The following is a 12863-nucleotide window of genomic DNA, read 5'->3' on the forward strand; positions in this document are numbered from 1 at the left end:
TTGCACCATTCGTTGAAGCGGGCGCGATTTTGGTGCTGTGCTTGGCTGAACATGCTACCTCCAGGCCGGAGGCGCCTGATTTGCCGGGGTGGCATAAGTCTTGCGCAGCTCCGTTACCGTCCAGGCTCGCAGGAGGCACGCCGTGTCGATTCACATTGCCTTGCACCACGTCACGCATTACCGCTACGAACGCGCGGTAGAGCTGGGGCCGCAAATCGTCCGCTTGCGCCCGGCGGCTCACAGCCGTACGCGGGTATTGTCGTATTCGCTGAAAGTCCATCCTGAAAACCACTTCATCAACTGGCAGCAGGACCCGCAGGGTAATTACCTGGCGCGGTTGGTGTTCCCGGAAAAGACCAGCGAGCTGCGCATCGAAGTGGACCTGGTCGCCGAAATGGCAGTGTTCAATCCCTTCGACTTCTTCCTTGAGCCCTACGCCGACAAGATCCCGTTCACCTATGCCCGCGAAGAGCATCACGAGCTGCAGCCCTATCTGGAAAAGCTGCCGCTGACCCCAAGGTTTCAGGCGTACCTGGACAGCATCGACCGCACGCCGATTCCGGCGATCGACTTTTTGGTCGGCCTTAATCAGCGTCTGGCCAACGATATCGGTTACCTGATCCGCATGGAACCGGGCATTCAGACGCCTGAATACACCCTCGAAAACGCTTCTGGTTCCTGCCGTGATTCGGCGTGGCTGCTTGTGCAGTTGCTGCGTCATCTGGGGCTGGCTGCGCGGTTTGTGTCCGGGTATTTGATTCAGCTCAAGGCTGATGTCAAAGCGCTGGATGGACCCTCCGGCACCGACGTCGATTTCACTGACTTGCACGCCTGGTGTGAGGTGTATCTGCCCGGTGCCGGCTGGGTGGGCCTTGACGCGACGTCCGGCCTGTTTGCCGGTGAGGGCCACATTCCGCTGGCCTGCAGTCCCGAGCCTTCTTCGGCGGCGCCCATCAGTGGCATGGTCGAGCCCTGCAAAACCGAGTTTACCCACGAGATGTCGGTGCAGCGCATCTGGGAGGCGCCGCGCGTCACCAAGCCGTATACCGAAGAGCAGTGGCAGGACATTCAGGCGCTGGGCCGGCAAATCGATAACGACCTGATGGCACACGACGTGCGCCTGACCATGGGTGGCGAGCCGACCTTTGTGTCCATCGACGACCGTGATGGCGATGAATGGAACACCGCCGCACTGGGTCCGAAGAAGCGCCTGCTCTCGGCCGAGTTGTATCGGCGCATGCGGGACCATTACGCGCCCCAGGGCATCGTCCATTTCGGTCAGGGCAAGTGGTACCCCGGCGAGCAACTGCCGCGATGGTCACTGAACTGCTTCTGGCGCCGAGATGGGCAGCCCGTGTGGCGCAACAATGCGCTGGTCGCTGACGAAACCCGGGACTACGGCGCCGACAGCGAGATGGCGGGCAGTTTCCTGCGCAGCGTGGCCGAGCGGCTGAAGCTGCCGGCGCGTTACGTTTTCCCGGCCTACGAAGACCGTTTCTATTACCTGTGGCGTGAGGGCGCGCTGCCCAAAAACGTCAGCGCCGACGATTCGCGCCTTGAGGACCCCCTCGAACGTGCGCGCCTGCGCAACGTGTTTTCCCAAGGGCTGGACACCATCATTGGCCACGTTCTGCCACTGGCGCGAACCGCTGCCGACGATCAATGGCAGAGTGGTCGCTGGTACCTGCGCGACGAGCATTGCCGCCTGGTACCCGGAGATTCTGCCCTCGGCTATCGCTTGCCGCTGGCCTCGCAGCCGTGGGTCAAGGCGGCCGAGTATCCCTACATACACCCGACCGACCACAACCAGGCATTTGCCGAGTTGCCCGACCGCGACGAGGTTCAGTCGCGACTGGACAGCCTGGCAGAGCAGGGCGACCCCAGCGTCGACCGCGAACCCGAGATCGGCGAGTCCGCCGATTGGCTGACCCGCACCGCATTGAGCGCCGAAGCGAGGGGCGGACGGTTGTATCTGTTCATGCCGCCGCTGCAATCCCTTGAGGCCTACCTGGAACTGGTCGCCGCCATCGAAGCGACGGCTGAAGACATGCGCTGCCCGGTGTTACTGGAAGGGTACGAACCGCCGAGCGATCCGCGTCTGGCGAACTTCCGCATCACCCCGGATCCGGGCGTGATCGAAGTGAACGTACAGCCCTCGTCCACCTGGGATGAACTGGTGGAACGCACCGAGTTTCTCTACGAGCAAGCGCGCCTGACCCGACTGACCACCGAGAAATTCATGATCGACGGGCGCCACACCGGCACCGGCGGCGGCAACCATTTTGTCCTCGGTGGCGCGACGCCGGGCGATTCGCCCTTCCTGCGTCGGCCGGATCTATTGCGCAGCCTGTTGAGCTACTGGCATAACCACCCGTCGCTGTCCTACCTGTTCTCTGGATTGTTCATCGGGCCGACTTCGCAGGCGCCGCGGGTCGACGAAGCGCGTAACGACTCGTTGTACGAACTGGAAATCGCCTTTTCACAAATGCCCGAGCCGGGCGAAGAATGCGCGCCGTGGCTGGTGGACAGGCTGCTGCGCAACCTGCTGATCGACGTGACCGGCAACACCCACCGCGCAGAATTCTGCATCGACAAGCTGTATTCGCCCGATGGTGCTACTGGCCGGTTGGGCCTGCTGGAGCTGCGCGCGTTCGAGATGCCGCCGCACGCCCGGATGAGCCTGGCGCAACAGCTGTTGCTGCGGGCACTGGTCGCGCGTTTCTGGCGCGAGCCTTATGCACCGGCGAAACTGGCGCGCTGGGGTACCGAGCTGCACGACCGCTTCATGCTGCCGCACTTCATCCAGCAGGATTTCGCAGACGTCATCGCCGAGCTCAACAGCGCCGGTTATCCCGTGCGCGCCGAGTGGTTCGCGGCGCATCTGGAGTTTCGCTTCCCAAAGGTTGGCGACTACGCCGTCAGCGGCATCGAGCTGGAACTGCGTCAGGCGCTGGAACCGTGGCACGTGCTGGGCGAGGAGGGTGCAGCGGGTGGCGCGGTTCGCTACGTGGACTCGTCACTTGAGCGCTTGCAGCTGAAGGTCACGGGTCTGCCGCCGCAGCGTTATATGCTCACCTGCAACGGCGTGCCGGTGCCCCTGCAATCGACGGGGCGCGTCGGCGAGTTCGTCGCAGGGGTGCGTTACCGCGCCTGGCAGCCGACCAATGCCTTGCAGCCGACGATCCCGGTGCATGCGCCGCTGGTCTTCGACATCCTCGACACCTGGATGCAGCGCTCGCTGGGGGGCTGCGAGTACCATGTCGCCCATCCCGGCGGGCGCAATTACGAGACGCTGCCGGTGAACGCCAATGAAGCGGAAAGCCGACGTCTGGCGCGGTTCTTCCGGATCGGCCACAGCCCCGGCAAACTGCAGGTTCCTGCACTGACCCTCAACGATGAACTGCCGATGACCCTGGATTTACGCCTGCATCGGTAGCCGCGCCGGCGACCTGACGTGAGATCAGGTCGCCGTGCCGCACGTATAAAACGTGGAAAGCGGCGCCTGCGTGTCATGTTGTCTGCGCTAGTCTAAGCGCAGTTGATTCGAGTCCCTTTGTTGTCTGCCGAGCCTTCCATGCCTGACCTGCTTGACCACTATCCGCTCACCCCGGGTACCTACCACGAGATGCTGGATGCCAGCGGCGCCGTTCGGCCCCATTGGCAGCGTTTGTACGAGCATCTCCAGCGCAGCACACCTGCGCAGCTGATCCAGCGTCAGGCGCTGCTCGCCCGGCAGATTCAGGAAAACGGCGTCACTTACAACGTCTACGCCGACCCCAAGGGTGCCGATCGGCCCTGGGAACTGGACATGCTGCCCCACGTGATTCCAACGGAAGAATGGCAGCCATTGGCGGCCGGCATCGCCCAGCGCGCGCGTCTGCTCAATGCCGTGCTGGCCGATCTCTACGGCCCGCAGGAACTGATCGCCGAAGGTCTGCTGCCGGCGGAGCTGGTGTTCGGTCACAACAATTTTCTCTGGCCATGCCAGGGCGTAAAGCCGCCTGAAGGCACTTTTCTGCATGTGTACGCGGTTGACCTGGCGCGCACGCCCGATGGCCGCTGGTGGGTCACCGCCGACCGGACTCAGGCGCCGTCGGGTGCCGGTTATGCGCTGGAAAGCCGTCTGATTGTGTCGCGGGCATTCCCCGAGCTGTACCGGGATCTGCAGGTCCAGCACCTCTCGAATTTCTTTCGGTCGCTGCAGGAAACCCTCGCGCGTCAGGCACCGACCAGCCACGAAGCCCCGTTGGTGGTGTTGCTGACGCCCGGGCGTTTCAACGAGAGCTATTTCGAGCATCTTTATCTGGCCGGTCAGTTGGGCTATCCGCTGGTGGAAGGCAGCGACCTCACAGTGCGTGACGCCACGGTGTACCTGAAAACCCTCAGCGGGTTGCGTCGTGTTCACGCGATCATGCGCCGTCTGGACGACGATTTTTGCGATCCGCTGGAATTGCGCACCGATTCGGCGCTGGGCGTGCCGGGCCTGCTGCAAGCGGTGCGACAGGGCCGCGTGCTGGTTGCCAATGCCCTGGGCAGCGGCGTGCTGGAATCACCGGGGCTGCTGGGGTTTCTCCCGAAGATCAACGAACACCTGTTTGGTGAAGAGCTGCTGCTGCCGTCGATCGCCACGTGGTGGTGTGGCGAGCCGCCGGTGCTGGCCCAAGCCCTGGAGAAGATGCCGGAGCTGCTGATCAAGCCTGCGTTCCCGTCCCAGAGTTTCGCCCCGGTATTCGGCCGTGACCTCAGCGACGAAGAGCGCAAGGCCCTGGCCGCGCGCATGCAGGCCCGGCCCTATGCCTACGTCGCGCAGGAACTGGCGCAGTTGTCCCACGCGCCGGTCTGGCACGGCGAGGACCGTCAGCTGCAGCCCCGCGCCATCGGTATGCGCGTGTACGCAGTGGCGACGGCCGATGGCTACCGCGTCCTGCCGGGCGGATTGACCCGTGTGGCCGCCGACGCCGACGCCGACGTGGTGTCGATGCAACGGGGCGGCGCAAGTAAAGACACCTGGATTCTCGGTGAACGCCCACTGGGCAGCGAACCGTGGAAAAACCGCCACTCGCTGGGGGTGCACGACCTGATTCGGCGCGACCCGTATCTGCCGTCGCGTGTGGTGGAAAACCTGTTCTGGTTCGGCCGCTACTGCGAGCGCTGCGACAACAGCGCGCGCCTGCTGCGGATCATGCTCACGCGCTATGTCGACGGCGATGACCCCGTCGCCCTGCAAGCAGCGGTCGAGCTGGCCGAGCGACTTAATCTTCTGCCGCTCCAGGACGAAGAGGAGCCGCGCGAGCTACATGAACGTTTGCTTGAAGCTTTGCTGGGTGACGACTGGCCGTTCAGCCTGCGCTCCAACTTGCAGCGCTTGCAATGGGCGGCGTCCCAGGTGCGCGGCAAGTTGTCCCGCGAGAACTGGCAGGCGCTGGTGGAATTGCAGCACGAAGCCATGAATCTAGAAACCGAGAGCCCTGATTTCGGCGAGCTGCTGGACTTTCTCAACCGCCTGGTGATGTCACTGGCGGCGCTGTCCGGTTTCGCTCTGGACGACATGACCCGCGACGAGGGCTGGCGCTTCCTGATGATCGGGCGGCGCATCGAGCGCTTGCAGTTTTTGTGTACGACGCTGGCGGCCTTTCTGCGCAGCGAGGCAGTGTTTCATCAGGACGCTCTGGACGGGCTGCTCGAACTGGGCAACAGCGGCATCACTTACCGCTCTCGTTATCTGGCCGTACCGCAGCTGATCCCGGTGCTCGATTTACTGGTGCTGGACGATCAGAACCCCCACGCAGTGTTGTTCCAGCTCAAGCTGGTGGCCCGCTCGGTGAAACGCATGAACGAGGATTTCGGTGTGCCTCAGGACAACAGCCTCGCGACGCTGATTCAGCGGCTCTCGGTCTTCGATCTGGGTTGCCTGGAAGAAGGGCTGTTTGGTGAGAGCAGCGTCAAGGCAGCGCTGGACGGCTTGGCGGATCTGCTGCAGACCATCGGTGAAACCAGCGGCCATGTTTCTGACCGGCTTGCGCTGCGTCATTTTGCCCACGTCGACGATGTCAGTCAGCGCACGGTGTCTGTCTGATGAACAGTGCCCATTATCAGATCCTCCACGACACGCACTACAAGTACGACAGCCCGGTTTCCCTGGCCCAGCAGCTTGCGCATCTATGGCCGCGGCGCAGTCCCTGGCAGCGTTGCCTGGAGCAGCACCTGATCATCAGCCCGACGCCCACCACGCGTCGCGATGAGCTGGACGTGTTTGGCAATCCGCTGACGCGCCTGGCATTCGAGCGCCCGCACGATGAGCTGCAGGTCAACGCGCGCCTGCATATTGAAGTGTTGGAACGGCCGCGGCTGGATTTCAATGTTTCCACTTCGTGGGATGAGGCGCAGCACCGGCTGACCTACAGCGCGTCGAGAATGGCGCCGGACATCCTTGAGGCCTGTCGCTATCGCTTTGAATCCCCGTACGTTCACCTGAAGCAGACGTTCGTCGAGTTTTCCGCCAGCTGCTTTCCTGCCGGGCGGCCGATGCTGCTATGCGCGCAGGCGCTGATGGAGAAGATATTCGAAGAGTTCACCTTTGATGGCGAGGCGACTCAAGTGGCCACGCCGCTGGTGGAAGTGCTGGAAACCCGCCGTGGCGTCTGTCAGGACTTCGCTCATCTGATGCTGGCGTGCGTACGCTCGCGCGGTCTGGCGGCGCGGTATGTCAGCGGCTATCTGCTCACCCAGCCGCCGCCAGGGCAGCCGCGGCTGATTGGCGCCGATGCCTCACACGCATGGGTGTCGGTGTTCTGTCCGGTGCTGGGTTGGGTGGATTTCGATCCGACCAACAACGTTCAGCCTGCGCTTGAGCACATCAGTCTGGCGTGGGGGAGGGATTTTTCGGACGTGTCGCCGTTGCGGGGGGTGATTCTGGGAGGCGGGAGCCACGACCCGGAAGTGCGCGTGACGGTGATGCCGATTGCGAGGTAGGCGGACGAAGACGTCGCTGGGGGAGGTAAGCACGCGCGCGATGTCGTGCGAGCAGGATTGTCAGCCAATGGATGGATCACGGTAAAAGCCTCGTCGGGAGCAAGCTCACGCCTGCAGGCTTTCGCGTTCATCCATCCCATTGCGCTGAATCAGACGATCACTCGGCAGGCTTTTCTTCAGCGGAGCCTTTTACTTCGACGGAGCCTTCAGCTTCGGTAGCGCCTTCAGCGTTTTCGCCGTCTACGGCTGCACCTTCTCCAGCCTCTGCTTCAGCCTTCTCGGCCTGCTTGCGCTGTGCTTTTTCCTCTTTCTTTTGCTCTTTTGCCAGATCACGTTGGCGTTTGGCGAAGGAATAATTGGGTTTGGCCATGGGCAGTCCTCGAGGCAGACGATAAGTCAGCACATTCTGCCTGAGAATGGTGCAAAACCGGCGTGGTATTTTTCCTCACCCGGTCATCGATGCCGGTCAGTCCCCCGCCGTTACAGGTCTCAGCCGTTGGAAACAGCGCGTTGATAGACGCCGTAAGCCTGGCTGGCGCGGTCGTAACTACCCGATGCGCCACAGGCGTAAGCGGCAAGCAGGCTGCGGAAAATGCTGGAAAGTTGCATGGGATCGTCCTGAAGGTGGGTGACAGGGCGATCTTATGCAGCCATCTTAGCGCTGACTGTTTGATTGTCTCGATGGCCCTGATAGAGGCCTCGCAGAGATGACCGGCAATAACGGTTGTTGAATTGTTCTAATTCAGGGCTGTCTTTGTATACGAAATCAAAGGCCACCCCACCAGGAGACGCACCATGATTCGCAAGCTTGTCGCTGCATCCGTTCTGACTTTGGCCAGTGGGCACCTGCTGGCGGCCGAATGCTCGGTCGAGGTCGATTCCACCGATCAGATGACGTTCACCACCAAGGCCATTGAAATCGATAAGAGCTGCAAGCAGTTCACCGTCAACCTGAAACACTCCGGCAGCCTGCCGAAGGCCGTCATGGGCCACAACGTGGTCATCAGCAAATACGATGACATGTCGCAGATCGCCACTGACGGCATGAGCGTTGGCATCGATAAGGATTATCTGAAGGACGGTGACTCGCGCGTCATTGCCCACACCAAAGTCATCGGCGGGGGAGAGTCGGATTCGGTCACCTTCGACGTCTCCAAACTGGACCCGGCCGAGAAATACGGCTTCTTCTGCTCCTTCCCCGGCCACATCGGCATGATGAAAGGCACTGTCACGCTGAAGTGATCACTGGGCCTGCTTCGAGTCTGTCATCTTGAAGATGCCCTGGGCGTTGCTGCTGTCGAAATTGAGATCGATCTTGCCGTTGTCAGGGTCGATCTTGCGTTGAATGAATTCAACGAATGAGCCGGGCACCTTGTGCATCACCACGACGCCCTCGGCATTCAACAGCCCTCTGCTCACCGTGCAGGCCTTGTATGCGGTCTGCATGACCCTTCCCGAACCAGACACTTCAATGCTGTCCTTCATCGGCCGCTCGCGCCGATTCTGTTCGGCCACCGTCGCTTCCAGATCCGCCACCCGGTCCGTCAGGTGATTGAAGCTGTTGCCTTCGGTAGCGATCCACGCCATCTCCGCGCTTTCGCTGAGCAACTGGCGATAGTCATCTTCCCGAACAACGCCGTGCTGGCGGTCAAACGCGCGATACAGCGCCGGCAGCAGACGGGTGGCTTCGGCGACGCTGCAATGCCGGGTGGTGCGCAGGCGATTGAGGATGCTCAGGTCTTCAGGACTCAACGGGTCGCGGCTGGCACCGACGACACGGCTGACCGCGTCTTGGAACGACTGACTGAGTCGGCCGGGGTGCAGTTCGGAAACGAAGAACTGCGCGATGTCTTCCGGCAGGTCCATCTGGCGATAGCCCCAGCCGGTCATGTTCAGTTTGGTCAGCGGGTAAGTACGCACATCGGTGAAGCCCAGCGGCTCCAGCAGGCGCGAGAAGGCCTGACGCCCGCGTGGCAATTCGCCGTTGTCCGCCCAATCGACGGTGCGAATGGCGCCATGGTCGAACACCACCTTGCGGCCGCCCTCGAATTGCTCGTCCACATAGCGAAGCCCATCGGGTACGGCCTCTACCAGCTTGTGGAACAGGCAGAGGTTCAACGCTTCGGCCAGCCAGGCCCGATGGACCGCCTCGTCAGACCAGGAGAAACCACCCAAGGCTTGTGGCACTTCGACGCGATGTTCGAGCCACGCCGCAGCGGGCTGGCCAACGGTGGACGCAACGAGGGTGAAGAGGCCTTGGAAAGGAGTCATGGATAGCGGCTCTGGGCGGGGAAGTCAGAGCGCTATGTAAGCCGTGATGACGGGCGCCATCAAGCGAAAAGAAATAACGGGTTCATTCCGTTTTTGAATGCAGCGCGTTTGCTGCCCGATGGATTTTTTATGCAAAACCCATCGGGCGCATTCATTGCTACGCGTTATGGCGCGTACGGCAGATCCCGTTTGTGCTGGGTCTTGCGGTAGGTGCTGACAATAATCTCGGCGGTTTCCTGTTTTACCGGCTCGCCGTGGAGGAAGGCGTCGATCTCGGCGTAGCTGATGCCGTGGGCCGCTTCGTCGGGTTTGCCGGGGACCAGTTCTTCGAGGTCGGCGGTGGGGACTTTCTCGACCAGGTTTTGCGGCGCGCCGAAGCTGCGCGCGATTGCGCGGACCTGGTTCTTCACCAGACCGCTCAACGGCGCCAGGTCGCAAGCGCCGTCGCCGAACTTGGTGTAGAACCCCATGACCGCTTCAGCCGCATGGTCGGTGCCGATGACCAGACCGCCTTTTACGCCGGCAATGGCGTACTGCGCGACCATCCGCGCCCGGGCCTTGATGTTGCCCTTGACGAAATCCACGGCACTGGCGGCCTGGCCTTCGAAGGCTTTGATCTGATCAACCAGCCCTTTCACCGAGGGCGCGATGTCCACCGTGTGGCGCTCGTCCGGGTTGATGAAATCCACCGAGGCCGTAGCTTCATGTTCGTCGTGCTGGATGTGATACGGCAGGCGCACGGCGATGAAGGTGTAAGCATCGTCGCCTGTACTTTCACGCAGCTCGCGGATGGCGCGCTGGGCCATCAAACCCGCTGTCAGCGAATCCACGCCGCCACTGATGCCCAGTACAAGCACTTTCAGGCGGGCGTTATTCAGGCAGTCCTTGATGAATTGCACGCGGCGGCTGACTTCCGCCTGCAGCGCTCCGTCATCGGCGAAAGGCGGCTGGACGTTGAGCTGCCGGGCGATCTCGCGCTGTACGTCTTGCATGATTGACTCCTTGAGCAAAAAAGGAATGGCATGGAAAAGAGGCGGCGGTCGGTGCTCGACTCAGGACGGCACCTTGAATACGTGGAGCAGGTAGGACACGAATTCCGGGTCCTTGCACTGGGTTTTGCCGGGCTCGTCGGAAATCTTGGCGACGGGCTGGCCGGCGCAGGCGGTCATTTTCAGCACGATGCTCATCGGCTGGATCCCCGGGATGTCGGCGGTCAGGTTGGTGCCGATCCCGAAACTGACGTTGATGCGACCACGCAGCGCGCGGAATATTTCCAGCGCCTTCGGCAGGTTCAGGCCATCAGAGAACACCAGCGTCTTGCTCATCGGCTCAATGCCCAGCTTCTGATAGTGCCTGATGCATTTTTCGGCCCACTGCACAGGATCGCCCGAGTCGTGGCGCAGGCCGTCGAAGAGCTTGGCGAAGAACAGGTCGAAGTCGCCGAGGAAGGCATCGGTGGTGATGCAGTCTGTCAGTGCAATACCCAGCAAGCCGCGGTATTCGCGCACCCAGCAATCGAGCGCGGCAATCTGGCTGTCAATCAGGCGCGGGCCAAGTTGCTGATGGGCCATGATCCATTCGTGGGCCATCGTGCCGAGGGGTTTAAGGTCGAATTTGCGCGCCAGGTGCACGTTGCTGGTGCCGACGAACTGGCCGGGGAAATCCTTTTTCAACACCGAAACGACGTCCTCCTGCACCGCGTAGGAGAAGCGCCGGCGCGTGCCGAAGTCAGCCACTTTCAATTCCGCCAGTTCGTCGGCAGTGGCGGTTGCATTCAGCCAGTCGAATTTGCGATACAGCTGGTCCCGGGCCTGGCTGAGCAGGGTTTCGGGGTTGCGATGGCGATTGCGGACTTCGCTGACGATGGCCAGGACAGGCACTTCGAAGAGGATCACGTGCAGCCAGGGGCCTGAAAGGCGGATGCACAGTTCGTCGTTTTCGATGGTGGTCTGGACGTAGCGCAGGTTGAAGCGGAACAGCCCGAGGAAACGCAGGAAGTCGGGCTTCATGAAGTTGATGCGTTCGAGGAAACCGGTCTCCTCGACGCTCAGCGACAGTTCGCAGAGCTGCTCGATCTGATGGCGGATTTCGGTCAGGTACGGCCGGAGATCTTCACCGTTGCGGCAGCGAAACTCCCACTCCACTTCGACGTTTGGGTAGTTGTGCAGCACGGCCTGCATCATGCTCAGCTTATAGAGGTCGGTATCGAGCAGGTTCTGCACGATGCGGTCCGCGAAAGCGCTCTCACTCATTGTGTCGCTCCAGCCAGCAGCGGCCGCCAAGGTGCGGCCCGGGATTCAATTGGGTGTCGCATACAACCTTGCGGTAGCGCTGTGGCGGTACGTCCGGTTTGTTATTGACGATGGCCGACATAATGCCAGTCGTCGTGGAAGAGGGGCAGAAATGTTTCAGCGATTGTGGGACCGGCTTTAGCCGGGAAGGCTTCAGTCGTCACACCGCAGAGTTGATGACGGGCAAACTGGCCTCTTCCCGGCTGAAGCCTGTCCTACGAACATCGCGTGCATCCAAAGGGACTGACTGGGTCCCAACTGGTGGGACCGGCTTTAGCCGGGAAGCTGTCACTGCGGCGTTGGCTCGTTGAGCTGTTCGAGCATCCACTCCACAAACACGCGAATCTTCGGCACTTCGGCCGCGTGCTCCGGGTAGGCGAGGTAATAGGCGTCCTGACTCGGCAGGGCGTGTGGCCATGGGATGATCAGTTTGCCGTCAGCCAGTTCTTCTTCGACCAGAAACCGGGGCAGCAGCGCGACGCCGCATCCCACTTGCGCCGCGCGAATGCACATGTAGATCGTTTCGAAACGCGGGCCGTGGTAGCTGTGTTCCGTCTGGTAGCCCTGACTCTCGAACCAGTCATGCCAGGCCTGGGGACGATGCGCGTTTTGCAGCAGGACCAGATCGGTCAACTGCGTAGGATCTGTGAAGGGCTCAATCGGTAAACTGCCGGGGGCGCAGACCGGGATCAGCTCTTCGCTGAACAGCTTCACGCTCTCGGCACCGGGTCGGGCGCCACCGCCGAAATAGAACGACAGGTCGCAACGGCTCTGGGCGAGGTCATCGCTTTCCTGTTCGTTGACCAGATCCAGATGAATGTGCGGATGACGCATGCGCCAGCCCTTCAGTCGCGGCACCAGCCAGCGGGCACCGAAGGTCGAGGGTGTCGACACCCGCAGGACTTCGGTTTCGCCGCCGTAGGAACGCAGGAAGTGCGTCGACATTTCCATCTGCGTGAGCACTTTGCGCACTTCGCCCAGGTACAGCGCACCGGCTGGCGTCAATTGCAGGCGCCGACGAACCCTTCGAAACAACAGGTGTTGCACCAATTCTTCCAACTGGGCGACCTGCTTGCTGACCGCGCTCTGGGTGAGGTTCAGCTCCTCGGCCGCGCGGGTAAAACTCAGGTGGCGGGTCACCGCTTCAAAACATTGCAGCGCGGTGACCGACGGGAAATGGCGTTTGCTCAGCATATTCGGCTCGTTAAGCGTCAGCATGAAAAAACGGAATGATATCTCGCTTAATCGTCGTTTGTTGCAGTGCCGCCCGCCAGCTATTACTAGAGGCTGACGAAATAACCCATATTTGGCATTCCGCTTCCGCGCTTA

At 61.6% G+C, this 12863-nt stretch carries 9 protein-coding genes; 4 read left to right on the top strand and 5 right to left on the bottom strand.

Going from position 1 to position 12863, the window contains the following annotated elements; translation table 11 throughout:
• Positions 1-142: 142 nt before the first annotated feature.
• From FX982_RS10175 to FX982_RS10185, 3 genes are all read left to right on the top strand, one after another.
• Positions 143-3436 (top strand): DUF2126 domain-containing protein, encoded by a 3294-nt coding sequence (locus FX982_RS10175; RefSeq protein WP_172610543.1) that lies wholly within the window; start codon positions 143-145, stop codon positions 3434-3436.
• A gap of 138 nt (positions 3437-3574) precedes the next feature.
• The gene (locus tag FX982_RS10180; protein WP_172610544.1) at positions 3575-6076 is read left to right on the top strand and encodes a circularly permuted type 2 ATP-grasp protein; all 2502 of its coding nucleotides are present in this window, start codon (positions 3575-3577) and stop codon (positions 6074-6076) included.
• Positions 6076-6972, top strand: a complete 897-nt coding sequence (locus FX982_RS10185; RefSeq protein ID WP_172610545.1) for a transglutaminase family protein — start codon at positions 6076-6078, stop codon at positions 6970-6972. The genes FX982_RS10180 and FX982_RS10185 overlap by 1 nt, the downstream gene beginning before the upstream one ends.
• Before the next feature lie 157 nt (positions 6973-7129).
• Here the strand turns inward: FX982_RS10185 and FX982_RS10190 are convergent, their stop codons facing one another.
• Positions 7130-7342 carry a hypothetical protein gene (locus tag FX982_RS10190; RefSeq protein ID WP_122533807.1) on the bottom strand — a complete coding sequence of 71 codons (213 nt, stop codon included), beginning with the start codon at positions 7340-7342 and terminating at the stop codon, positions 7130-7132.
• 425 nt (positions 7343-7767) lie between these two features.
• Here FX982_RS10190 and azu point away from each other — a divergent pair, with 425 nt between their 5' ends.
• Positions 7768-8214 (top strand): azurin, encoded by a 447-nt coding sequence (gene azu / locus FX982_RS10195; protein ID WP_172610546.1) that lies wholly within the window; start codon positions 7768-7770, stop codon positions 8212-8214.
• Here the strand turns inward: azu and FX982_RS10200 are convergent, their stop codons facing one another.
• The 4 genes from FX982_RS10200 to FX982_RS10215 form a co-directional block, all read right to left on the bottom strand.
• Complete coding sequence (locus FX982_RS10200; protein WP_172610547.1) at positions 8215-9243, bottom strand: DUF1338 domain-containing protein; 1029 nt, start codon at positions 9241-9243, stop codon at positions 8215-8217. It abuts the gene before it with no gap.
• A gap of 164 nt (positions 9244-9407) precedes the next feature.
• Positions 9408-10235 carry an ammonia-dependent NAD(+) synthetase gene (gene nadE / locus FX982_RS10205; RefSeq protein ID WP_172610548.1) on the bottom strand — a complete coding sequence of 276 codons (828 nt, stop codon included), beginning with the start codon at positions 10233-10235 and terminating at the stop codon, positions 9408-9410.
• 60 nt (positions 10236-10295) lie between these two features.
• On the bottom strand, positions 10296-11495 hold the full coding sequence (pncB, locus tag FX982_RS10210) for a nicotinate phosphoribosyltransferase (protein WP_122533803.1): 1200 nt from the start codon (positions 11493-11495) through the stop codon (positions 10296-10298).
• A gap of 327 nt (positions 11496-11822) precedes the next feature.
• Complete coding sequence (locus FX982_RS10215) at positions 11823-12728, bottom strand: LysR family transcriptional regulator (protein WP_172610549.1); 906 nt, start codon at positions 12726-12728, stop codon at positions 11823-11825.
• Between the last annotated feature and the right edge of the window lie 135 nt (positions 12729-12863).

The organism is Pseudomonas graminis (genome assembly GCF_013201545.1).
Lineage (GTDB): Bacteria > Pseudomonadota > Gammaproteobacteria > Pseudomonadales > Pseudomonadaceae > Aquipseudomonas.

Coding starts and splice junctions, on each gene's coding strand:
- nadE (WP_172610548.1), bottom strand. CDS start 10,235: ATGCAAGACGTACAGCGCGAGATCGCCCGGCAGCTCAACGTCCAGCCG.
- FX982_RS10200 (WP_172610547.1), bottom strand. CDS start 9,243: ATGACTCCTTTCCAAGGCCTCTTCACCCTCGTTGCGTCCACCGTTGGC.
- pncB (WP_122533803.1), bottom strand. CDS start 11,495: ATGAGTGAGAGCGCTTTCGCGGACCGCATCGTGCAGAACCTGCTCGAT.
- FX982_RS10190 (WP_122533807.1), bottom strand. CDS start 7,342: ATGGCCAAACCCAATTATTCCTTCGCCAAACGCCAACGTGATCTGGCA.
- FX982_RS10215 (WP_172610549.1), bottom strand. CDS start 12,728: ATGCTGAGCAAACGCCATTTCCCGTCGGTCACCGCGCTGCAATGTTTT.
- FX982_RS10180 (WP_172610544.1), top strand. CDS start 3,575: ATGCCTGACCTGCTTGACCACTATCCGCTCACCCCGGGTACCTACCAC.
- azu (WP_172610546.1), top strand. CDS start 7,768: ATGATTCGCAAGCTTGTCGCTGCATCCGTTCTGACTTTGGCCAGTGGG.
- FX982_RS10185 (WP_172610545.1), top strand. CDS start 6,076: ATGAACAGTGCCCATTATCAGATCCTCCACGACACGCACTACAAGTAC.